This is a genomic window from Flavobacterium pectinovorum (assembly GCF_022802975.1).
GTDB lineage: Bacteria > Bacteroidota > Bacteroidia > Flavobacteriales > Flavobacteriaceae > Flavobacterium > Flavobacterium pectinovorum_B.
In genome coordinates this window covers 339,379-363,325 of the sequence record NZ_JAFEVZ010000001.1, presented here as the reverse complement: position 1 = coordinate 363,325, position 23,947 = coordinate 339,379, and the positions used below count along the sequence as shown (strand labels likewise).

Genomic DNA, 23,947 nt, shown 5'->3' with positions numbered 1-23,947 from the left:
AATCAAATTAACTCTCATAATATCAACTTACAACTCACTTTTCACATCTCACAAAAAACAAATCATAAACGTGCTTCTAGGTTCTTGATTAATCCATAAATAAGTTTTCCTATGATATCTAATTTTTCAATCAATTGTCCGCATTCTTTTTCATTGAAAAAATCTAACTCTTTGCTTAATAAAATTAAAGTATCGAGTTCTGATACAGATCCTAGTGAAATATGTAAAAAATGGATAAATTCTTTTGTTCCTTTTCGTGCTGCTCCTTCAGCAATGTTAACAGGTACTGAAACAGAAGCTCTGCGGATTTGGGAAGTAATTCCAAACTTTTCCTCAGAAGGGAATTGCCTCGTAACTAAATAAATTTCTTTAACGAATTCAAAACTTTTAATCCAGGAATTCAATTTTTTGTGTGGTTTCATATTTAAAATAATTATTTACAAAAGTAAGAAATTTCACATTTTACATCTAACATTTTACACAAAGAAAAATGACAACTAATAAATCAACATCATTGTTTGAAAGTAAACAGGTAAAAGAAGCCTTAGCGCAGTCTTTTGTGAAACTGAATCCAAAAATGATGATCAAAAATCCGGTAATGTTTACCGTAGAAATTGGAACTGCCATTATGTTTGCTGTCTGCATTTCGATATTAATGGGAGCAAATGATCAGGGAAGTTTTATTTACAACCTAATAGTGTTCTTGATTTTACTGGCAACGCTTTTATTTGCCAATTTCGCCGAAGCAATTGCCGAAGCAAGAGGGAAAGCACAGGCAGATAGTTTAAGAAAAACCAGAGAAGAAACATCTGTGAAAAAAGTAAAAAGTGAAATGTCAGATGTCTCAGTTCACAATCTTCAAACATCTCACTTTTTACATCTAACCTCTTCACAATTAAAAAAGGGCGATGTTTTCGTTTGTGAAGCCGGTGATTTAATTGCTGCCGATGGTGAAATTATCGAAGGTCTGGCTACAATCGACGAAAGTGCCATTACCGGAGAAAGTGCTCCTGTAATTCGGGAAGCTGGCGGAGATAAATCTTCAGTAACCGGAGGAACAAAAGTATTATCTGATAAAATTAAAGTAAAAGTAACTTCTGAACCAGGTGAAAGCTTTTTAGATAAAATGATTGCTTTGGTTGAAGGTGCGAGCCGTCAGAAAACACCAAACGAAATTGCCTTAACCATTTTATTAGCCGCATTTACTTTAATCTTCGTGATTGTGTGCGTTACGCTAAAACCGTTTGCCGACTATGCCAACGCACCCATCACGATTGCGGCTTTCATTGCTTTGTTCGTTTGTTTAATTCCTACTACAATTGGCGGATTGCTTTCTGCGATTGGTATTGCTGGAATGGACAGAGCTTTGCGCGCAAACGTAATTACAAAATCTGGTAAAGCGGTTGAAACTGCCGGAGATATTGACGTATTGCTTTTGGATAAAACAGGAACTATTACCATTGGAAACAGAAAAGCAACCAATTTTTACCCAACAAAAGGAATTTCTTTTGATGATTTTGTAAAATCGGCTGTTTTGAGTTCACTTGCAGATGATACTCCGGAAGGGAAAAGCATCATTGAGCTTAGTAAAATGTTAGATGTAAGTAGTAAAATGCAATCAGACATTTCACATTTCACAGATAACATTTTACACACAATCAAATTTACTGCCGAAACCAGAACTTCCGGAGTCGTATTAAAAGATGGAACTAATATTCGAAAAGGAGCACAAGACGCTGCAAAGAATATTGCACAACAAGCCGGAAATGCTTTTCCTGAAGATACTGCCCAACACGTAATTACCATTTCGTCTAACGGAGGAACTCCATTAGTAGTAATCAAAAACAATGAAGTTCAGGGTGTTATCGAACTTCAGGATATTATCAAAACCGGAATGAAAGAACGTTTTGAGCGCTTACGCAGAATGGGAATCAAAACGGTTATGGTTACAGGAGATAATCCGCTTACGGCTAAATTTATTGCCGAAGCTGCCGGTGTTGATGATTTTATTGCCGAGGCTAAACCTGAGGATAAAATGAATTACATCCGAAAAGAACAGGCTGAAGGAAGATTGGTTGCCATGATGGGTGACGGAACAAATGATGCTCCTGCTCTTGCCCAAGCAAATGTTGGAGTTGCGATGAACAGCGGAACTCAAGCGGCAAAAGAAGCAGGAAACATGGTCGATCTTGACAATGACCCAACCAAACTAATTGAAATTGTTGAAATTGGAAAACAGCTTTTAATGACTCGAGGCACTTTAACTACTTTTTCTATTGCAAATGACGTTGCGAAATATTTTGCTATTGTTCCTGCTCTTTTTATTACTGCAATTCCTGCGCTGCAAGGTTTAAACATTATGCAATTGCATAGTCCTGAAAGTGCGATTTTATCGGCTGTAATTTTCAATGCGATTATCATTCCGATATTGATTCCGCTTGCGCTGAAAGGGGTTGATTATCGACCAATTGGAGCTAGTGCCATCTTAAAAAGAAACCTTTTGATTTATGGCCTTGGCGGATTGATTGTTCCTTTTATCGGAATTAAAGTAATTGATTTGCTGGTAGCACTATTTATGTAAGATGCTAAGGCGCTAAGTTGCTAAGATTCTAAGTTTTTTTCTTAGAATCTTTAAAACTGATTTATCACAATTAAAAAAACTTAGAAACTTAGAGACTTAGTCTCTTAGAAACTTTAAAGAAATGAAAAATCTATTTTCTATAATAAAACTTACTGCGGTTACACTCATCTTATTCGCAGTTATTTATCCTTTAGCGATTTACGGAATCGCACAAATTGCTCCAAATCAAGGAAAAGGAGAAACGATTTCGGTTAACGGAAAAGTGGTTGGTTATCAAAAAATCGGACAGAAGTTCGATAAATCTAATTATTTCTGGGGAAGACCTTCGGCTGTTGATTATAACGCAGCGGGAAGTGCCGGAAGCAATAAAGGTCCAGGCAATGCTGAATATTTGGCTTTGGTTCAAAAAAGAATTGATACTTTTTTAGTGGTTCATCCTTATTTGAAAAAATCTGAGATTCCATCCGATATGGTAACGGCTTCAGGAAGTGGTTTAGATCCTAATATTTCTCCGCAAGGCGCTTTGATTCAGGTTAAACGTGTGGCTAAAGAAAGAAATTTAGCTGAAGCTAAAGTAAAAGCTTTGGTAGAATCTAAAATTAATTCGGCTGTTGTTGGTCCTGAAACTGTGAATGTTTTGGAGTTGAATGTGGCGTTAGATGCGCTTCGCTAAAGCTCTAAGTTGCTAAGGTTCTAAGATACTGAGATTCTAAGTTTTTATCCTGCAAGGTTTTTAAAACCTTGTAGGTATGAAAAATCTGCATCAACTATTATCATGAAGTAACCGCAAAGTTTGTCATTCCGAGGAACGAGGAATCTCCACGAGTAGCTCGACAAAGATTGGCGAATTTCTATACGGAGTTTCTTGTGGAGATTCCTCGTTCCTCGGAATGACAAACAAAGCGCAAAAATTAAATACCTACAAGGTTTTGGAAACCTTGCAGGAAACGAAAAAGCCTTTTTTACCCCAAATGCCCTAGCCCCGATAGAAACGAAAATCCTTTTGTGTCTCGTTTCTTTAACGAGACACAAAAGATTGTAGTGGATAGCGGGATTAGCTCCTAAAAAATCTACTAATAAATAATTTAATTCAGAGGATGAGATTAGCTTACGCTCAGTTCGCTGGCGCTCGAGTGCTTCGTTCCTCGCAATGACAAAATGAAAAAAATAATACTTACTGCTTTAATCGCTTTTGGTTTTAGCAATTTACATGCACAGCAAGAATCTATAAGTCCATTTACGTTTTCAGGATATGTAGACGCTTATTACAGTTATGATTTCGGGAAACCGGAAAATCATACACGGCCGAACTTTTTTTACAGCTATAATAAAAGCAACGAGGTAAACCTGAATTTAGGGATGGCAAAAGTGAATTATTCGAAAGAAAATATTCGGGGGAATTTTGCCTTAATGGCAGGAACTTATGCCGAGTATAATATGTCGGCTGAGCAAGGTTTATTGAAAAATGTTTACGAAGCAAATGTTGGTATAAAGATTTCTAAAAACCATAATTTATGGATTGATGCCGGAATCATGCCTTCGCATATTGGTTTTGAAAGTGCGATTGGAAAAGACTGTCAGACTTTAACGAGAAGTATTCTGGCTGAGAATTCGCCTTATTATGAAACGGGAGTTAAAATTGGTTATACTTCTGAATCTGGAAAATGGTATTTGGCCGGAATGTACTTAAATGGCTGGCAGAGAATTGAGAAAGTTGAAGGCAATCAAACGCCTGCTTTTGGAACTCAGGTTACTTACAAACCTTCTGATCGGGTTGCTTTGAACTGGAGTACTTATGTTGGAAATGAACAGCCGGATATTGATAAAAAGTGGCGTTATTTTAATAATTTCTATGGACAATTTAAAGTAACGGAGAAAACAAACGTAACGGCTGGTTTTGACGTTGGATCTCAGCAATCGGCTAAAAGCAGTAACAAATATGACACTTGGTTTTCGCCAGTTTTGATTCTGCAATACAAACCAACAGATAAAATTCAGCTGGCAGCACGAGGCGAATATTATAGTGATGAAAAAGGTGTAATTATCCCGATAGCTATTGGGACTGAAACCCCAAACGGTTTTAAAACTTACGGATTTTCAGCTAACTTTGATTACTTAGTCACTGATAATGTTATGTTTAGAATTGAAGCTAGAAATCTTTCAAGTAAAGACAAAATCTTCAGCAATAAAGATAATCTTCCAACGGATACGAATACGTTTGTAACGACTTCGCTGGCGATTAGTTTCTAAAAAAAATATTTCACGCAGATTCTACAGATTACAGCAGATTTAAATGGATTTTTAATTAAATAATCTGCGAATATCTGCTTAAATCTTTTAAAATCTGCGTGAAACAAAAAACTTTGTGACTTAGCGCCTTCATGGCAAAACTATGAAAGAAGAAAAAGAAAATAACGCACAGCACTTTCTCAATTTAATTCAGAAATCACGAAAGGGAAAGTTTAAAATCTACATTGGAATGAGCGCCGGTGTGGGCAAGACTTTTCGTATGCTTCAAGAAGCGCATTCGTTATTGAAAAACGGAATCGATGTAAAAATCGGCTACATCGAAACACACATGCGAAAGGAAACGCATGAATTATTATCGGGTTTGCCAATTATTCCAAGACGGACCATTTTCTATAAAGGAAAAGAACTGGAAGAACTCGACGTTCAGGCAATTATTAATCTTCGTCCGGAAGTGGTTATTGTGGATGAATTAGCACACACTAACGTTGAAGGAAGCAAAAACGAAAAACGCTGGCAGGATGTTTTGGAAATTCTGGAAGCTGGAATTAATGTAATTTCAGCAATAAATATTCAGCATATTGAGAGTTTAAATGAAGACGTAAAACGTATTACAAATATTGATGTTCAGGAACGCATTCCTGATAATGTCTTGCGATTAGCGGATGAAGTCGTCAATATCGACTTAACATCTGAAGATTTGATTGTGCGCTTGAAAGAAGGAAAAATTTATACTCCGGATAAAATTCAGACGGCCTTAACGAACTTTTTTAAACCGGAACAGATTTTACAACTTCGGGAACTGGCTTTGAAAGAAGTAGCGAGTCAGGTCGTTCGAAAAGTTGAAAATGAAGTTCCGAATCTTCATGCTTTACGACATGAGAAATTGTTGGCCTGCATTAGCAGTAATGACAAAACAGCTAAAATTGTAATTAGAAAAGCAGCACGATTAGCCAGTTATTACAACGGATCGTGGTATGTTTTGTATGTGGAGACACCTCAGGAAAGCAGTACAAAAATTGCTTTGGACAAACAGCGACATTTAATTAATAACTTTAAACTCGCCGTGCAATTAGGTGCAGAAGTGATTAAATTAGAGAACAAAAATATAGCCGATGCTATTTTACTTGCCGTTGAAGAAAAACAAATTACAACGGTTTGTATCGGCAAACCGCATTTGAATTTATTTAAAGTAATTTTGTCTACAACAATTTTTAGACGTTTGCTAAACAAATTGTCATTGTCAAATGTTGATCTTGTTATCCTCTCGTGAAATGTAAGAGGTTTTATGTAAAATGAAAAACAACATTTTACCTTTTACAAATAACATTTTACACAAAAAAATATGAGAATTAAAACCAAATTGAATCTGGGTGTTGGATTATTATTTTTAATGATCATCATTCTCTCGTTAGTGAGTGCTTATTCTGTTTTTTTGATTAAACAGGACACTGAGAATATTCTGAAATCAAATTATAATACGCTGGAATATTCGCGAAACATGATTTTTGCTTTGGATGGAATGAAATCAGGTTCAAAAGGAACGGTTCATAGTTTTGAAGAAAATCTTGAAAAACAAACCCATAATATTACAGAGCCAGGTGAAAAACAAGCCACTGAAAAACTGAAAGAAAGCTTTGCTCTTTTAGCTAAAAACAATGCTGATGAAGCTGTAAAAACGCAAATCCGTCAGGATATTTTTGCTATTATGAAACTGAATCTTGATGCCATAAAACAAAAAAGTGACATTGCTAAAAAAACAGCAGAAACATCAAATTTCTCAATTGCTATTATAGGAACACTGTGTTTTTTGATTGCTTTTAATTTATTAGTTAACCTGCCAAATAATATAGCCAATCCGATTAAGGAATTAACCCTGAGTATTAAGGAAATTGCCAATAAAAATTATTCTGAACGTGTTCATTTTACAAGTCATAGCGAATTTGGAGATCTAGCAAAATCATTTAATACGATGGCACAGAAACTTCAGGAATATAACGATAGTAATTTGTACAAATTATTCTTCGAAAAGAAACGACTGGAAACTTTAATCAATAATATGCACGATCCTATTATTGGCTTAGACCATGAAAATATTGTTTTGTTTGCCAATGATGAAGCGCTTAAAATTATTGGTCTGAAACTGGAAGATGTTATCGGAAAATCAGCATCTACTCTAGCTTCGACCAATGATTTGATTCGATCTTTGATTTTGAAAGATGAATCAGATTCTCCTAAAAAACAACCCCTTAAAATTTATGCCCACGGAAAAGAAAGTTATTTCGAAAAAGAAATTCTGAATATTACGATAATTCCAACGGGAGAAGAAAAAGAAATCAATATTGGCGATGTAATTATTCTGCGAAATATTACGCTTTTTAAAGAATTGGATTTTGCCAAAACCAATTTTATCGCAACCGTTTCGCACGAACTAAAAACACCAATTGCCTCTATAAAATTAAGCCTTAAATTGCTTGAAAATGACAAAACTGGCGACATGAACGACGATCAGAAACAATTGGTCGAAAGTATAAAAGAAGACAGTCAGCGCTTGTTGAAAATTACAGGCGAATTGCTCAATTTATCACAATTGGAAACCGGAAATATTCAGTTGAATATTGAAAAAAGCAATCCCCATGAAATTATAAATTATGCCGTTGAAGCCGTAAAAGTTCAGGCAGACCAAAAACAGATTCAATTAATTATTGATACCGATGAAAACCTTACCGAAGTGAAAGCCGATGCTGAAAAAACAGGCTGGGTTTTGATTAATTATTTGTCGAATGCAATAAGATATTCTTCTGAAAAAAGCACGATTCACATCAAATTAAAAAAAGAAAATTCACAGATCGTCTTTCAGGTAATCGACACCGGAAAAGGAATTGACACACGATACAAAAACAAAGTTTTCGATAAATATTTCCAGGTTCCGGGAAGCCAGAAATCCGGAACGGGATTAGGTTTGGCCATCAGCAAAGAATTTATTGAAGCCCAAAACGGAAGTGTTGGTGTAGAAAGTAATTTGGGATTAGGAAGCACTTTTTGGTTTAGTTTGAAGGCTTAATTAGTTTGTTTTTTTAATGAAATTTATATTTTAATTCATTAAAAAACAAAAAATGCCTTGCTAAAAAACAAGGCATTGTATATTCAATTTATTCTGGTGTGTTATTCTTTTGGCTTGGTCAGATAATAAACCGGAATTCCGATTAACATAATCAAAATTCCCCAGCCGCAAGTCGAAAATTTGGTTATTAACAGTGAAACACTTATTGCCGAAGCTACAACAATATATAACAATGGTAAAAACGGGTATCCAAAAGCTTTATAAGGTCTTTCTGCATCCGGCATTTTTTTACGCAATATAAAAATTCCGCAGATGGTCAAGATGTAAAAAATCAAAACGATAATAATTACAAAATCTAATAAATCACCATATTTTCCTGTAAGACATAAAGCCGAAGCCCAAATACATTGTGCCCACAAAGCCCACGCAGGCACACTAAATTCATTAAGAACAGCTGCTTTTTTAAAGAACAAACCATCATTTGCCATGGTATAATACACTCTCGCACCTGCCATAATCAATCCGTTATTACAGGCAAAAGTCGAAATCATAATCATGATAGCAATAACCAATGTTCCGATATCGCCAAAAATATACTGAGAAGCAACTACCGCAACCCTGTCTGATTTTGCTGTTGCAATTTCATCCATTGGAATTACCGCCAGATACATCAGGTTTGTCAGTACATAAATAATGGTCACAATAAAAGTTCCTAAAAATAAACTTAAACCCACATTTCGCTTTGGATTTTTAATTTCTCCGGCAATGAAAGTTACACCAACCCAGGCATCGCTTGAAAATAATGACCCAACCATTGCCGCTGAAATACCTGTAATTAAAGCTTTTCCGCTAATAGGCAGCCATGTACCGTGGTCTGCATTATAAGAATGAGGTGTCCAGGCTGCAGTCCAGTTGGCATTCCAAACCGAGGCTTTTGCCGCAAGAGTTAAGCCAAAAACAATCAAACCAAGTAATGATAGTATTTTGATAATGGTTAAAACGGTCTGAAGAGTCTTCCCGTTTTTTACACCACGACTGTTTATGTAGGTTAAGAAAACAATTGTAACAATCGACACAATCTGGGCTGCATTTAGTTTAAAAAAACCTAATTCAAATAAGATATTTTCATCACTCAGCGGTTCGTAAAGATAAGCTGCGAATTTAGAGAAAGCCACACCAACCGCAGCAATTGTTCCGGTTTGAATTACAGCAAAAAAGCTCCAGCCATACAAAAAAGCAATCAGTTTGTTATAGGCTTCTTTCAAATAAACATATTGTCCGCCTGCTTTTGGAAACATGGCACTCAATTCTCCATAACTCACAGCAGCAATAATGGTAATTAATCCTGAAATTAGCCAAATCAATGTCAGCCATCCGGCTGAACCTACTTGTCTGGCAATATCTGCACTCACTATAAATATTCCGGAGCCAATCATAGAACCTACCACAAGCATGGTTCCGTCTAATAATCCGAGTTCTCTTTTAAAATTTTCCTGGTTATTTTCCTGCATTATTTTTGGTTTTTTGGTTGGTTAAAGATATACTTTTTTCTGAAACTTTAGATTACGGTAAACTTTTTTGGGCGTATCCCTGCGGGTCGGGTTTTCGGCTATATCTTTTGCTTTGCTCCGCCGGCAAAAGGATACCGCCTCTACCCCTTACGCAAATTCTGATTTCATAAGACCTTTTGATTACAGTTAGAATTACAAAAAAAACAACAAACTCATAACCAATGATTTAAATCAATTCCAGAACCCTTTATTTAAGTTCTAAAATTTAACAAGAAAAAATAGACCATCCGTTAAACGGAATTCTTTTTTTATTAAATTTATCTATGATTTTTTAGCTAATAAATCCAAATTAATGAGTTACTAATAATTTATTAACTAAAAAAAATGAAAATAACAGAAAACCTGTTACATAATATACATTAGCAGACAGAATTTAATATTAACTACAAATTCCAAAGTTATGTTTCAGGGCTATTATTTTAGAAATTTACGTTTTACTAACGGCTATATATTGTTACTAATTGTATTTATTTCTTGTGCGCTACTAATTTGTATAAACCTTTTTACAATCAAAATATTATCTGCCAACAGGGCTTACATCAACGGTGAGTCTCATTATTCAAAAGGACAAAAAGATGCTTCCCGTTTTCTTATCCATTATCTCTTTACAAAAGACAACCTTAAATGGAAATTGTTTCAGGAAGAACTAAAAGTACCACAAAGTGCATGTACTGCCAGAGAAACATTAATAAAGTTTGGCGACAATGAAATAGCCCGAAAAGCATTAGTTACCGGAAGAAATCACCCGGAAGACCTGGATGACGTAATTTGGTTATTTGAAAATTTTAAGAAGGTTTCTTTTTTATCTAAAGCTATCATTGAATGGGAACAGGCTGATAAACTAATCGTAAAATTATCTGCACTTGGCAAAGAAATTAATCTTAAAATAAATAGTAACATTTTAAGTTCTGATGATCAAAAAAAATACCTTCACGAAATTGGTTCGCTAAGTGATGAACTAACCATTAATGAACGTAACTTTTCAAATACGATTGGCGAAGGAACCCGTAAAATTAAAAACGTACTAATCCTTATTAACGTTGTTTTTATATTGATTATAGCATGCAGCGTTTCTTTTTATTACTCCATAATGGTAAAAAGATTACTGGCTTCAAAAAAAGAAACAGAGATTAAAAACGAAAATCTAATATTAGTCAATCACGAACTGGATCGCTTTGTGTATAGCGCCTCACATGATTTACGCTCTCCTATAACATCGTTAAAAGGATTAATTGAAATTGCACAACTGGAAGATGACATGGAACAGATAAAAGATTATTTAGGGCTAATGTATCAAAGTCTTGTGAGACAGGATCAATTTATTAGTGATATTATTGATTACTCAAAAAACAAACGAAAACAAATCATAATAGAACCTGTAAGTCTTCAGGAAATATTTAACGAATCAATTTCAGAGCTGATGCATATTGAAAATGCAGGCCGAATAACTTTTACAAAAGAATTATTTACAGACCAAATTCAGAGCGATGGTTTACGCTTAAAAATTATTATTAGCAATTTACTTTCTAATGCCATAAAATATGCTGATATTAACAAACAGCAAATGTTTATTGCTATAAAAACTTATAGTCATGATGGCTTTACCAAAATTGAAATTGCTGATAATGGAATAGGCATTAAAAATGAATTTAAAGATCATATTTTTGAAATGTATTTTGGAACAAACAAAAATAAAGGGTCAGGTTTAGGCCTTTATATTGTAAAAGAAGCTGTAGAAAATATTAATGGAAATATTTCTGTTGTAACAGAAAGCAATACAGGAAGTACATTTATAGTAACAATCCCTAACCATTATGGAATTTAAACCTTTATTTTTATTAATTGAAGATAATTTGATCGATCAAATTGTTACACAGCAGCTACTTAAAAAAGTATTCAATGCTGATGAGATAATTATTGCCAATAACGGAAAAGAAGGTATCCAATGGCTTAATGAAAATCAAAGAAATCAACCAATCATCATTTTGCTTGACATTCAAATGCCTATTATGAATGGTTATGAGTTTTTGGAAGAGTTTCACAAACTCAGTGAAGAAATCAAAAAAAAGATTCAAATTTATGTGCTCTCTTCGACTTTAGATTCTGCTGAAATTAATTATATAAAAGAAAATCAATATGTAATCGACTTATTTAGCAAGCCGTTTCCGGTTGAAGAATTCAAAAATAGATTTTTTACACTATTCTAAAACACGATTTACTTGTGAAAAAGTCCTTTCATAATAAGGCTCTTTAGTTGACGAAATGATAACTCCTCCATGAGTTGAAGAATGAACGAATTTAATTTCTCCCTCTACAACTTCTACTACCATTCCAACGTGATTGATTTGGTGTCTTCCGTTGGTTTTAAAAAAGATCAAATCACCTTTTTGTGCTTCTTCTGTGTTGATTTTTGTGCCAATTCGGGATTGTTCTATGGAACTTCTTGGAAGTTTAATATCAAAATTACCAAAAGTACAATACATTAGCCCTGAGCAATCAAAACCTGCTTTTGTGGTTCCTCCGGAACGATAACGAGTACCAATGTTTTCAGTTGCATTTATAACCAGCTGATTAATTAAATCAGAATGATTACTAACTCTTATTACTGTTGTTGAATCTTTTTTAACAGCAAAATTATCAGCTATCTGAACCGTTTCAGTAACCATTTCTTTTATTTCCTGATTAGTCTTTGAAGCCTGAAAGCTATCTGCTTTTTCTTTAGAAGTAAGAATTTTTAGTTGATAACCAATAGGCAATTTATTCTTGATTTCCGGATTTTGTTTTTCTAATTCAGCTACCGTAATTCCGAATTCTTTGGCGATTGCATATTTTGTTTCTTTTGGCATCACTTCTCTCGAAACTTCAACTCGTTCTGGTTTGTTATTTTCAACCTGATTTTCTGCCGTTGAAATTGCATTGGAAGGAATAATAATCTGCTGTCCTATTTTAAGCCCTTCTGTTTCTAACAAAGGATTTGCTTTTTTTAAATCTTCAACAGAAACTTTATATTTTTTGGATATCCCCCAAAGTGTTTCTTTGGCTAAAACTTCATGTGAACCGGGATTTGTCTGAGTAACGGATTGATTGGATTTTATTTCCTGAGACGGATTAGAATTGGGAATTAATAAAACCGAATTCAATTTTAAAATTTTCGGTACATCAGGATTGGCATTTTCAATATCTTTTGGCTTAACTCCGTATTTCTTAGCAATATTGTAAAGGTTATCACCTTTTGAAATGGTATGTTTAATATAATTTTCCTGAGAAAAAACACTTACACTAAAAAGTAAAAATATAAAGACAAATCTGAAAATCATTATTTGGGGAAATTTTAATTTTATACTACTTCTTTCTTATAATTTTAAACTCAAAAAAGAAAATAATATTACCAGAAAAGCGAATTTAACTTTTTAAAGTAAAAAAAACACTTTTTTTAACATCAAATTTGTTTCAGTTTGACAGACATAAATAGTTCCCTAAGCTAACCTAAAGTTTTTGTGTGAGTTACAATTTTATTTCAAGATCTTAAAATTTTACTCCAGACGTTATTTTGAAAACTAAAGTCCTAGCCCGGATGGAAGCGACATCCTTTTGTTTTTTTCTTTAAAAAACAAAAGATATAGCGGACAGCCGGAATAGCTACAAATAAAAAACGCCCTGTTACAACAGAGCGTTTTGAGTATAATTGATTTTTTGAAATTATGCTTTTCCCGCTGCAATTAAATTTAATGCAGAACCAGCAACAAACCAGCCAATCTGACCTTCATTGTAAGTATGGTTTGCCAAAATAATATCTTTTGAACCATCTTCATGAACAAATTCTAATGTTAACGGTTTTCCCGGAGCAAACTCAGTCAAATCAGTAAAGTTGATGGTATCATTTTCCTGAATTTTATCGTAATCTGCTTCGTTAGCAAAAGTCAGCCCTAAAAGACCTTGCTTTTTAAGGTTTGTTTCGTGGATACGGGCGAAAGATTTTACCAATACCGCTTTAACACCCAAGAAACGTGGTTCCATAGCTGCGTGTTCACGAGAAGAACCTTCTCCATAATTATGATCTCCCACAACGATAGATGGAACTCCGGCTGCTTTGTAAGCGCGGGCAACAGCAGGAACAGCATCATATTGTCCTGTCAATTGATTTTTTACCGAGTTTGTTTTTTGGTTGAATGCATTTACGGCACCAATCAGCATGTTGTTAGAAATATTATCTAAATGTCCGCGAAAACGCAGCCATGGTCCTGCCATAGAAATATGATCGGTAGTACATTTTCCGAATGCTTTGATTAGTAATTTAGCACCTGTAATATTTTTACCATCCCATGCCTCAAACGGAGCTAACAATTGCAAACGCTCTGAAGTAGGACTAACAACTACCTGAACTCCTGAACCGTCTTCGGCAGGAGCCTGAAATCCCGGATCTTCGGCATAGAAACCTTTTTCAGGCAATTCATCTCCTGTTGGTTCATCAAGCATTACTTCTTCGCCATCTTCATTAATTAATTTGTCCGTCAACGGATTAAATCCTAAATCACCGGCAATAGCTAAAGCTGTTACAAGCTCTGGAGAACCTACAAAAGCTAGAGTATTCGGGTTACCATCTGCACGTTTTGAAAAATTACGGTTGAAAGAGTGAACGATTGTGTTTCTTTCTTCCTTCTCTGCTCCTTCCCTGTCCCACATACCAATACAAGGTCCGCAGGCGTTAGCAAAAACTGTTGCGCCAATTTTATTAAAAGTATCGATAAATCCGTCTCTTTCGATTGTAGAACGAACTACTTCAGATCCCGGAGTGATTGTAAATTCGGCTTTTGTTTTTAAGTTTTTCTCTGAAACCTGTTTTGCTAAAGAAGCGGCACGGGAAATATCTTCGTAAGATGAGTTTGTACAAGAACCAATTAAACCTACCTGAATTTGTAATGGCCAGTTATTTTTAATTGCCTCTTCTTTCATTTTAGAAATTGGAGTCGCTAAGTCCGGAGTAAAAGGCCCATTTAAATGCGGCTCTAACTCAGACAAATTGATTTCGATAACCTGATCAAAATATTTTTCAGGGTCAGCATAAACTTCCTGGTCTCCAGTTAGATAAGAAGCTATTTTATCTGCAGCATCTGCAACATCAGCTCTGTTTGTAGAACGCAGATAACGACTCATAGAATCGTCATAACCAAAAGTTGAAGTGGTTGCTCCAATTTCGGCTCCCATGTTACAAATCGTTCCTTTACCTGTACAGGACATTGCTGTAGCTCCTTCTCCAAAATATTCTACGATTGCTCCGGTACCTCCTTTTACAGTAAGAATACCGGCAACTTTAAGAATCACATCTTTTGGAGCAGTCCAGCCTGATAATTTGCCTGTTAATTTAACTCCGATAAGCTTAGGGAATTTCAATTCCCAGGCCATTCCGGACATAACGTCTACAGCATCAGCACCACCGACACCAATGGCTACCATTCCTAAACCTCCTGCATTTACAGTGTGAGAATCCGTACCAATCATCATTCCGCCAGGAAATGCATAATTTTCCAGTACTACCTGGTGAATAATTCCGGCTCCAGGTTTCCAGAAACCAATTCCGTATTTATTAGAAACAGACGACAAGAAGTCGAATACTTCATTACTTTGTGTTTTTGCTCTGGCCAAATCGGTTGCTGCATCTACTTTTGCCTGAATCAAATGATCACAGTGCACTGTTGTTGGAACTGCTACTGTTTTCTTTCCGGCATGCATAAATTGTAATAATGCCATTTGCGCCGTTGCATCCTGACAAGCTACACGATCCGGTGCAAAATCTACATAATCAACTCCTCTTCCAAACGCCTTCGTCGGATTTCCATCCCAAAGGTGGTTGTACAAAATTTTCTCTGTTAAAGTAAGTGGACGACCAACAATCTGACGTGCTGCATCAACACGACCGGGCATGTTATCATACACTTTTTTAATCATTTCTATATCAAATGCCATACTTATATATTAATTATGTTAGTGTAAATCAGCTTAAATTTAAGGATTTTATTATGGTTTATACTAAAATAATTGTTAATACTATTATTTAAAACTATTCTATTTTTCTTGAAAGACAGTAAATTGAAAATCAATCTAATATAATTATTTAGCCTTTACAATAACCTATTGCAATTACACCTTCTACCTTAAAAATTTGATTTAGCAAATCATGCAACGGTAATCCAGCAGAGATAGAAGCTTTAACCCGCAGCGAAAAACGAATGAATACTATACACGAATAGCCCGATGCTTTAGCAACACCAAAATATAAATAAAAAGAGGCAACCTATTACTAGATTGCCTCTTTTAGAAATTATGAAATTCTTACTATTATAATTTAGTAGAGATTGGTTTGAATTTTGTTAAGTTGATACCTTCAACCGAAGCTTTATACTCTTCGATAGATGGCATTCTTCCTAAAATTGCAGAAAGTACAACTACTGGCGTTGATGCTAATAAAGATTCTCCTTTTTTACCATCTCTATCCTCTACTACACGTCCCTGGAACAAACGAGTTGAAGTAGCTAATACAGTATCTCCTTTTTCAGCTTTTTCCTGGTTACCCATACATAAGTTACAACCAGGACGCTCTAAATACATAATGTTTTCGTATTCTGTACGTGCTGTTGATTTAGGTAAGGCATCTGAGAATTCGAAACCTGAATATTTTTGTAACATTTCCCAATCACCTTCAGCTTTTAATTCGTCGATGATGTTATACGTAGGAGCTGCAACTACTAAAGGGGCGTTGAATTTAACTTCCCCATTTTGTTTTTCAACATTACGTAACATTTGAGAAACAATTTTTAAATCGTCTTTATGAACCATGCAAGAACCTACGAAACCTAAATCTACTTTTTTATCTGTTCCATAGAAAGATAATTCGCGAATGGTATCGTGTGTATAACGTTTAGAAACATCAACATTGTTAACGTCTGGGTCAGCAATCATTGGTTCCTCGATTAAACCTAAATCGATAACAACTTCAGCATAGTATTTTGCATTATCATCTGGAGTTAAAGCTGGTTTAGCACCTGTTTTAATTTCCTCGATACGTTTGTTTGCTTTATCAATTAAACCTTGTAAAACTTGGTTTTTGTTGTCCATACCTTTATCAATCATGATTTGGATACGAGACTTAGCAATTTCTAACGATTGAATTAATGTTTCGTCCTGAGAAATACAGATAGAAGCTTTCGCTTTCATTTCGGCAGTCCAGTCTGTAAATGTAAACGCCTGGTCAGCTAATAAAGTTCCGATATGAACCTCAATAATACGACCTTGGAAAACGTTCTCACCATCAAATTGCTTCAACATTTGAGATTGCGTCGCATGAACTACATCACGGAAATCCATGTGTTGTTTCATCTCACCTTTAAAAGTAACTTTTACAGATTCTGGAATTGGCATAGAAGCTTCACCTGTTGCTAAAGCTAAAGCTACAGTTCCTGAATCGGCACCGAAAGCAACCCCTTTAGACATACGTGTATGTGAATCTCCACCGATGATAATTGCCCACTCATCAATTGTAATATCATTTAACACTTTGTGAATAACGTCCGTCATTGAATGATATTCACCTTTAGGGTCTCTCGCTGTAATAACACCGAAATCATTCATGAACTTCATTAATTTAGGAATATTAGCTTGTGCTTTTTTGTCCCAAACTGAAGCTGTGTGACATCCTGATTGGTAAGCACCATCAACAACTGGAGAAATAACTGTAGCAGCCATCGACTCTAATTCCTGAGCAGTCATCAAACCTGTAGTATCCTGAGAACCTACGATGTTAACTTTCACACGTACGTCTGATCCTGCATATAATGTTTTACCCGGAGTTACACCAACTGCATTTTTGTTGAAGATTTTTTCAACAGCAGTTAATCCTTGACCTTCTATAGAAACTTCTTTAGCCGGTGCAAATACTGTTGGAGCAGTAACTCCTAAAGTTTGTGCAGCAAATGTTTGGACTTTTTTACCAAAAACGATAGCATAAGACCCACCCGCTTTGATAAACTCTAATTTTTGAGGAGTGAAAGATTTAGAAATATCTTTTAATTCTTTCTCACCATTGTATAATTTTTTAGTTTTTGTATTGATTGTTAATACAGTTCCTGTAGCTACAGAATAAACTTCTTCTAAAACAGGATCACCAGCTTCGTTACGAACTACGTTTCCTTCTGTATCTGTTTTCTTTACCCAGTTTTGTAAGTCGATACCGATACCACCCGTTACATCTACAGTCGTTAAGAAGATAGGAGAGATTCCGTTAGTACCTGCTACAATTGGAGCAATGTTCACGAAAGGAATGTATGGAGATGCTTGCTTACCAGTCCATAAAGCTACGTTGTTTACACCTGACATACGAGAAGATCCAACTCCCATTGTTCCTTTTTCAGCGATTAACATAACAGAAGCATCTGGATGCTGTGCCTGCAATGCTTTAATTTCTGCCTGAGCTTCAGGAGTGATCATACATTTTCCATGTAATTCACGGTCAGAACGAGAGTGTGCCTGGTTACCCGGAGATAATAAATCAGTAGAAATATCACCTTCTGCAGCGATGTAAGTAACCACTTTAATTTCTTCAGCAACTTCTGGTAATTTTGTAAAAAATTCAGCTTTTGCGTAGCTTTCTAAAATTTCTTTTGCAACTGTGTTACCAGCGCTGTAAGCTTCTGCTAAGCGAGCTGTATCAGCATCATATAAATAAACTTGAGTTTTTAAAACTTCAGCCGCTTGATTAGCAATTGCAGTATCATTGCCCAAAGCTAAATCAAGAAGTACTTCAATAGAAGGCCCCCCTTTCATATGTGACAATAATTCGAAGGCAAAAGCAGGTGTAATTTCTTTTACTTCAGATTCACCAAGAATGATTTCTTTTAAAAACTTAGCTTTCTCACCAGCTGCGCTAGTGGTCCCAGGCAAAGTGTTGTAAATAAAAAACTTAAGAGAGTCCTCTCTGTATTCATTATTTAAATCTTTAATTTGCGCAATGATTTCGCTTAGTAATTCAGCACCATCAATTGGTTTCGGATGAAGACCCTGGGCTTTTCTTTCTTCAATCTCTTGAATGTAATCCTTGTAAATATTCATAATAGAAGTCTTTATAAATAGGTATTTTTATTTTTTTGTACGCAAATTTAGGAATTAAAGCTGAGAATTAAAAAAAATATAATGGATGGAGCTTTTTCAAAAAATATTATTACAAAAAAACAACTATAACCTTTAAAAATTGACAAAAAATCAATTTTACATTAAAAAAATAAATTATCAATAATTTAAAAACTTTTCTTTAACAAAGTAAAAATTTAATGTTATAAAGGAAGTCGGATTTTACCTCGATTTTAAAGAAGAACTCTTCTAAACAAGTATTTATATCGTTGTAGTTTTCGCATAAACTTCTATCAATAAGTAGTTTTACTTATTTTTAAAAAGGAAATAAAATTTATATTTTTTGACATTCACACATAAAAAAGCCAAACTAATTTTAATCAGTTTGGCTAAAATATAATTATTAATCTTATCACATCAACTTCTGAATAATAATTTCCTCTGTTATTCCCTCAGCATCTGCTTTGTAGTTTTTGATAATTCTGTGACGCAAAATTCCGGTTGCAACTGCTTTTACATCTTCAATATCAGGTGAAAATTTACCATTAAAAGCAGCATGAGCTTTGGCTGCCAAAATTAAATTCTGAGAAGCTCTGGGTCCTGCACCCCAATCCAGATAATTTTTAACAAAATCATTTGACAAAGGATTATCAGGTCTTGTTTTACTTACCAAAGTTACAGCATATTCAATAACATTATCTGCTACAGGAATTCTGCGAATCAAGTGTTGAAAATCTATGATTTCCTGTGCCGTAAACAAAGGGTTTATCACAGTCTTCACATCCGAAGTGGTTTGTTTTACTACCTGAACTTCTTCTTCAAAAGTTGGGTATTCTAATTTTATCGCAAACATGAAACGATCTAACTGAGCCTCTGGCAGAGGATATGTTCCTTCCTGCTCAATAGGGTTCTGGGTTGCCAACACAAAATAAGGCAGATCTAATTTATAGTTCTGACCTGCAATTGTCACAGAACGTTCCTGCATTGCTTCTAATAAGGCAGCCTGAGTTTTTGGAGGAGTTCTGTTGATCTCATCAGCCAAAATGATATTCGAAAATATTGGCCCTTTGATAAACTTAAATTGTCTGTTTTCATCCAAAATTTCACTTCCTAAAATATCTGAAGGCATTAAATCAGGAGTAAACTGAATTCGTTTAAAATCCAGACCCAAAGCCTGAGAAAGCGTATTTATCATTAAGGTTTTTGCTAAACCCGGAACACCAATTAAAAGCGCATGCCCTCCGGAAAATATGCAAAGTAAAATTTGATCTACAACGGCATCCTGCCCTACAATGATTTTTGCTATCTCGGTTTTTAATTCGTTTCTTTTTTGAACTAAATTATGAATTGCTGCTACGTCAGACATTTATGAATATATTTTAAATTAAAAAGAGTTAGCTCTATGAATTCATAAAACTAACTCTTTTCTTTATTTAATAAAAATTATTTTTTCAACCAGTTATTAGTAAAAGTACAATCTCTGTACTCGCCAATAATCTTAATGTATGTATCTTTAATTTTTGTATCAAACCATTTTGCAATTGCATTGATTTGTTTTTCTTTTAATGCTAACTCTTTAATTTTAGTGTAATCTTTTGCATAATCAGCTACGTGCTCATCAATTCTGTTTGTTACAGTAATCAGTTTATACGTTTTTTTACCTTTATCATCTGTATCCAAAAGTGGCTGAGAAACTTCATCATCTTTCAAATTTGAAACCTGGCTGTATAATGCCGCATCCATTTTAGTCAGTTCAAAACGTGTATCCTGAGTATTCGGATTAACCAAAGTACCTCCGTTTGCTCTAGTTTCTTTTTGATCAGAATCATTTCTTGCAGCATCAGCAAAAGAAATTTCTTTGTTTACGATCTTATTTCTAATGTTTGTAATTCTTTCCTTTGCTTCTTTTAGAGCGGTTTCAGAAACGGTTGGAGATATTAAAATATGACGTAATTCAACTTCCTGACCTTTTATTTTATCGACCATTATAATATGGTATCCATAAATAGTCTCAAAAGGCTCAGAAATTTCCCCTTCAGCCAAACTAAAGGCCACATCTTTAAATTCTTTAACAAAAGGAGTTTTTCTTGTCATTTTATAATATCCTCCTGCGGGAGCAGACCCCGGATCCATTGAATATAAAACTGCTTTTGTCGCAAAACTCGAACCTTCTAAAACATCTTTTCGAATAGAGTTTAACCTGTCAATTACTTTTTGTTTGTCTTCTTTTGAAACTTTAGGTTCTACAACGATTTGGGCAACTTCCATTTCTGCTCCAAAAGTCGGCAACTCATCTTTAGGTATTTTTTTAAAGAAATTACGAACTTCTTCAGGAGTGATTTCAACGGCATCAACAATCTTTTTCTGCATTTCAGAAGATAGCTTTTGCTCTTTTAGTATATCTGCAAAATAGGTTTTAAATTCTTCAACCGAACTCTTTTTATAAAATTCTACAATTTTATTTATATCTCCCCCAGTTTGTCTCAGCATATAAGTCATCCTTTCATCCATCATACTTTTTACTTCGGCATCGCTAACAATGATACTATCCTGAATAGCCTGATGTGCATACAATTTATCTTCTAAAAGCTTTCCTAACATCTGGCATCTTGTAATATCTTTTACTGACCCTCCCTGAGCAGTGATTTCAAGATATCCTTTATCAATATCTGAATCTAAAACAATATAATCTCCTACTGTCGCAATAATACCATCAACCTTTTGTTTATTAATCGAAGCCGCTTCGACCGGTTTCTCAGCTACAACATCTTTAATAACTTCCTGAGCAGAAATAATTGTGTTGAAAAAAAGTAAAAAACAAATTGTTAGCATTAACTTGTAATCAATCGTTTTTAGCTGTAATTTTTTTAATAACATTATTTTAAATTTAATTTGAATGTAAGGCCTTGTTTTAGTCTTTTATTTAAAACTGAAATTAATTAAATCAATATTTTCAAAACATTAGAAAATACAAAAAAATTGCATTCGTTTTTTTACAACTTATAACGAACAAAAATAACAATTCAATTACATAATCCAACTATCTGTTATACTATTAACAAAAAATTATACACAATACCAACAGTTCAAAACATCTTAACGATTTTGACCAATATAAATAACAAAAAACAAAATCACCTAAACCAAAACAGAATCGCATTTATTTTTAAATCGTATTAATTAGTAGTACTTTTGCAAACCTATTTACACAAAATATGAGCTTTTTAAAAGAAATACAACGCAGAAGAACTTTTGGAATTATATCGCATCCCGATGCCGGTAAAACAACATTAACGGAAAAATTATTGTTATTTGGAGGAGCTATTCAGGAGGCTGGAGCTGTAAAAAACAACAAAATCAAAAAAGGAGCAACGAGTGACTTTATGGAAATCGAACGTCAGAGAGGTATTTCGGTTTCAACTTCTGTACTTGCTTTTAATTATAAAGACAAAAAAATCAATATCCTTGACACTCCTGGACACAAGGATTTTGCTGAAGATACTTTTAGAACCTTAACCGCTGTTGATAGCGTTATTGTTGTAATTGACGTTGCAAAAGGGGTTGAGGAACAAACTGAAAAACTGGTTGCTGTTTGTAGAATGCGCAACATTCCGATGATTGTTTTTATCAACAAATTAGACCGTGAAGGAAAAGACGCTTTTGACTTAATGGATGAAGTAGAGCAAAAATTAGGCTTAAAAGTCACTCCTTTAAGTTTCCCTATCGGAATGGGATATGATTTTCAGGGAATTTATAATTTATGGGAAGAAAACATAAACCTTTTCAGTGGAGACAGCCGTAAAAATATTGAAGAAACGATTGCTTTTTCTGATGTTCAGAACAATCCCGAATTAGATAAAATTGTAGGGCAAAAAGCAGCTGAAAAACTTCGTGAAGAATTAGAACTAATCGATGAAGTATATCCAAAATTTGAACGTCAGGATTATTTAGATGGAAAAATCCAACCTGTGTTTTTTGGTTCTGCTTTAAATAATTTTGGAGTTCGCGAATTATTGGATTGTTTCGTTTCAATTGCTCCATCACCAAGACCTAAAGATTCTGAAACTCGTTTGGTCGATCCTGCCGAAGAAAAAATGTCTGGTTTTGTTTTTAAAATCCATGCTAATATGGATCCTAAACACCGCGACCGTTTAGCTTTTATTAAAATTGTCTCCGGAACTTTTGAAAGAAACAAACCTTACTATCATGTTCGTCAAAAGAAAAATTTAAAATTCTCCAGTCCGAATGCTTTTTTTGCCGAAAAGAAAGAAATTGTAGATATTTCATATCCTGGAGATATTGTGGGTTTACATGATACCGGAAACTTTAAAATTGGAGACACTTTGACTGAAGGCGAATTAATGAGTTTTAAAGGAATCCCAAGCTTCTCTCCGGAACACTTTAGATACATTAATAATGCTGATCCAATGAAAGCAAAACAACTGGATAAAGGAATTGATCAGTTGATGGATGAAGGTGTCGCTCAGTTATTTACATTAGAAATGAATAATCGTAAAATTATCGGAACTGTTGGAGCGCTGCAATACGAGGTAATTCAATATCGTCTGGAGCATGAATACGGAGCAAAATGTACTTACGAAAACTTCCCTGTTCACAAAGCATGCTGGGTAAAACCTAACGATCCTAAAAGTGAAGAATTTAAAGAATTTAAGAGAATCAAACAAAAATTCCTGGCTCATGATAAATATGGTCAGTTAGTATTTTTAGCTGATTCTGATTTTACGATTCAGATGACACAAAGCAAATATCCAAATGTAAAACTATTTTTTACATCAGAATTTGAATAAAAACATATCACACTTATATAAAAATTAAAAAGCGCCAACTTTAAAAGTTGGCGCTTTTTTAAGAATTAAATTAACCTTTATATGGAAAATTAATTTTCTTTATTTTATGTTAAGCCAAAAGTATAATTAAACATCAGACTATTAAAATATATTCGTTGAAAGCGAATTAAATCAGATTAAATACACTTTTTGCTAATTCACTTTATAAAAAAAGCTCCATTTCTGGAGCTTTTAAAATTTTATGCTTGTCCTGCCGGACCAAAATTAAGCGGAATTGGTGCCTGTTCAGTTTCTTTGATTTCACCATGGGCTGCCTCAAATCGATGAATATTTTCTCCAATTGCTCTCAATAATCTTTTAGCATGTTGTGGCGTCAGGACAATTCTTGATTTCACCTTAGCTTTTGGAGTACCCGGCATAATATTTACAAAATCTAAAACAAATTCTGATGATGAGTGATTAATAATCGCAAGATTAGAATAAATTCCTTCTGCAATAGTTTCGTCTAACTCAATATTAATTTGCTCTTGTTGTTTCGGATTACTCATAATTTTAA

At 34.4% G+C, this 23,947-nt stretch carries 16 protein-coding genes; 8 read left to right on the top strand and 8 right to left on the bottom strand.

What is annotated here, in order from left to right:
• Window positions 1-62 precede the first annotated feature (62 nt).
• The gene (locus tag FLV_RS01485; protein ID WP_243230258.1) at window positions 63-422 is read right to left on the bottom strand and encodes a four helix bundle protein; all 360 of its coding nucleotides are present in this window, start codon (window positions 420-422) and stop codon (window positions 63-65) included.
• 68 nt (window positions 423-490) lie between these two features.
• Here FLV_RS01485 and kdpB point away from each other — a divergent pair, with 68 nt between their 5' ends.
• From kdpB to FLV_RS01460, 5 genes are all read left to right on the top strand, one after another.
• Window positions 491-2,581 carry a potassium-transporting ATPase subunit KdpB gene (kdpB, locus tag FLV_RS01480; RefSeq protein WP_243230257.1) on the top strand — a complete coding sequence of 697 codons (2,091 nt, stop codon included), beginning with the start codon at window positions 491-493 and terminating at the stop codon, window positions 2,579-2,581.
• A gap of 121 nt (window positions 2,582-2,702) precedes the next feature.
• Window positions 2,703-3,254, top strand: a complete 552-nt coding sequence (locus tag FLV_RS01475) for a K(+)-transporting ATPase subunit C (RefSeq protein WP_243230256.1) — start codon at window positions 2,703-2,705, stop codon at window positions 3,252-3,254.
• Between the two features lie 485 nt (window positions 3,255-3,739).
• Window positions 3,740-4,831 carry a porin gene (locus tag FLV_RS01470; protein ID WP_243230255.1) on the top strand — a complete coding sequence of 364 codons (1,092 nt, stop codon included), beginning with the start codon at window positions 3,740-3,742 and terminating at the stop codon, window positions 4,829-4,831.
• Between the two features lie 142 nt (window positions 4,832-4,973).
• The gene (locus tag FLV_RS01465; protein ID WP_243230254.1) at window positions 4,974-6,101 is read left to right on the top strand and encodes a universal stress protein; all 1,128 of its coding nucleotides are present in this window, start codon (window positions 4,974-4,976) and stop codon (window positions 6,099-6,101) included.
• A gap of 72 nt (window positions 6,102-6,173) precedes the next feature.
• Window positions 6,174-7,892, top strand: coding sequence for an ATP-binding protein (locus FLV_RS01460; protein ID WP_243230253.1), 1,719 nt, complete (start codon window positions 6,174-6,176; stop codon window positions 7,890-7,892).
• A 101-nt stretch (window positions 7,893-7,993) separates the two neighbouring features.
• Here FLV_RS01460 and FLV_RS01455 read toward each other — a convergent pair whose 3' ends face one another.
• Complete coding sequence (locus FLV_RS01455) at window positions 7,994-9,403, bottom strand: APC family permease (RefSeq protein WP_243230252.1); 1,410 nt, start codon at window positions 9,401-9,403, stop codon at window positions 7,994-7,996.
• Window positions 9,404-9,914: 511 nt separating this feature from the next.
• On the opposite strand from FLV_RS01455, the gene FLV_RS01450 reads away from it, so the two are divergent.
• Together FLV_RS01450 and FLV_RS01445 are read left to right on the top strand one after the other, a co-directional pair.
• On the top strand, window positions 9,915-11,288 hold the full coding sequence (locus FLV_RS01450) for a sensor histidine kinase (protein ID WP_243230251.1): 1,374 nt from the start codon (window positions 9,915-9,917) through the stop codon (window positions 11,286-11,288).
• Window positions 11,278-11,670, top strand: a complete 393-nt coding sequence (locus FLV_RS01445; protein ID WP_243230250.1) for a two-component system response regulator — start codon at window positions 11,278-11,280, stop codon at window positions 11,668-11,670. Before FLV_RS01450 ends, FLV_RS01445 begins: the two co-directional genes overlap by 11 nt.
• On the opposite strand, the gene FLV_RS01440 is transcribed toward FLV_RS01445, so the two are convergent.
• From FLV_RS01440 to FLV_RS01420, 5 genes are all read right to left on the bottom strand, one after another.
• Window positions 11,662-12,780: a peptidoglycan endopeptidase gene (locus FLV_RS01440; RefSeq protein ID WP_243230249.1), complete on the bottom strand. Its 1,119-nt coding sequence runs from the start codon at window positions 12,778-12,780 to the stop codon at window positions 11,662-11,664. The two genes, FLV_RS01445 and FLV_RS01440, sit on opposite strands and share 9 nt — an antisense overlap.
• Before the next feature lie 382 nt (window positions 12,781-13,162).
• A complete protein-coding gene (locus tag FLV_RS01435) occupies window positions 13,163-15,427 on the bottom strand; it encodes an aconitate hydratase (RefSeq protein WP_243230248.1) in 2,265 nt (754 codons plus the stop codon).
• 372 nt (window positions 15,428-15,799) lie between these two features.
• Window positions 15,800-18,565: a bifunctional aconitate hydratase 2/2-methylisocitrate dehydratase gene (locus FLV_RS01430; RefSeq protein ID WP_243230246.1), complete on the bottom strand. Its 2,766-nt coding sequence runs from the start codon at window positions 18,563-18,565 to the stop codon at window positions 15,800-15,802.
• Between the two features lie 430 nt (window positions 18,566-18,995).
• Window positions 18,996-19,949 (bottom strand): AAA family ATPase, encoded by a 954-nt coding sequence (locus FLV_RS01425; protein WP_243230245.1) that lies wholly within the window; start codon window positions 19,947-19,949, stop codon window positions 18,996-18,998.
• A gap of 77 nt (window positions 19,950-20,026) precedes the next feature.
• The gene (locus FLV_RS01420; protein WP_243230244.1) at window positions 20,027-21,460 is read right to left on the bottom strand and encodes a peptidylprolyl isomerase; all 1,434 of its coding nucleotides are present in this window, start codon (window positions 21,458-21,460) and stop codon (window positions 20,027-20,029) included.
• Between the two features lie 338 nt (window positions 21,461-21,798).
• Between FLV_RS01420 and FLV_RS01415 the strand changes: the two genes are divergently transcribed.
• On the top strand, window positions 21,799-23,391 hold the full coding sequence (locus tag FLV_RS01415; RefSeq protein WP_243230243.1) for a peptide chain release factor 3: 1,593 nt from the start codon (window positions 21,799-21,801) through the stop codon (window positions 23,389-23,391).
• A 239-nt stretch (window positions 23,392-23,630) separates the two neighbouring features.
• On the opposite strand, the gene FLV_RS01410 is transcribed toward FLV_RS01415, so the two are convergent.
• Window positions 23,631-23,939: a DUF3467 domain-containing protein gene (locus FLV_RS01410; RefSeq protein ID WP_025572408.1), complete on the bottom strand. Its 309-nt coding sequence runs from the start codon at window positions 23,937-23,939 to the stop codon at window positions 23,631-23,633.
• Window positions 23,940-23,947: the final 8 nt, after the last annotated feature.

Bases quoted from the DNA above. Each gene is read 5' to 3' on its own strand.
- FLV_RS01485 (WP_243230258.1), bottom strand. From the start codon at position 422: ATGAAACCACACAAAAAATTGAATTCCTGGATTAAAAGTTTTGAATTC.
- kdpB (WP_243230257.1), top strand. From the start codon at position 491: ATGACAACTAATAAATCAACATCATTGTTTGAAAGTAAACAGGTAAAA.
- FLV_RS01475 (WP_243230256.1), top strand. From the start codon at position 2,703: ATGAAAAATCTATTTTCTATAATAAAACTTACTGCGGTTACACTCATC.
- FLV_RS01470 (WP_243230255.1), top strand. From the start codon at position 3,740: ATGAAAAAAATAATACTTACTGCTTTAATCGCTTTTGGTTTTAGCAAT.
- FLV_RS01465 (WP_243230254.1), top strand. From the start codon at position 4,974: ATGAAAGAAGAAAAAGAAAATAACGCACAGCACTTTCTCAATTTAATT.
- FLV_RS01460 (WP_243230253.1), top strand. From the start codon at position 6,174: ATGAGAATTAAAACCAAATTGAATCTGGGTGTTGGATTATTATTTTTA.
- FLV_RS01455 (WP_243230252.1), bottom strand. From the start codon at position 9,403: ATGCAGGAAAATAACCAGGAAAATTTTAAAAGAGAACTCGGATTATTA.
- FLV_RS01445 (WP_243230250.1), top strand. From the start codon at position 11,278: ATGGAATTTAAACCTTTATTTTTATTAATTGAAGATAATTTGATCGAT.
- FLV_RS01440 (WP_243230249.1), bottom strand. From the start codon at position 12,780: ATGATTTTCAGATTTGTCTTTATATTTTTACTTTTTAGTGTAAGTGTT.
- FLV_RS01435 (WP_243230248.1), bottom strand. From the start codon at position 15,427: ATGGCATTTGATATAGAAATGATTAAAAAAGTGTATGATAACATGCCC.
- FLV_RS01430 (WP_243230246.1), bottom strand. From the start codon at position 18,565: ATGAATATTTACAAGGATTACATTCAAGAGATTGAAGAAAGAAAAGCC.
- FLV_RS01425 (WP_243230245.1), bottom strand. From the start codon at position 19,949: ATGTCTGACGTAGCAGCAATTCATAATTTAGTTCAAAAAAGAAACGAA.
- FLV_RS01420 (WP_243230244.1), bottom strand. From the start codon at position 21,460: ATGTTATTAAAAAAATTACAGCTAAAAACGATTGATTACAAGTTAATG.
- FLV_RS01415 (WP_243230243.1), top strand. From the start codon at position 21,799: ATGAGCTTTTTAAAAGAAATACAACGCAGAAGAACTTTTGGAATTATA.
- FLV_RS01410 (WP_025572408.1), bottom strand. From the start codon at position 23,939: ATGAGTAATCCGAAACAACAAGAGCAAATTAATATTGAGTTAGACGAA.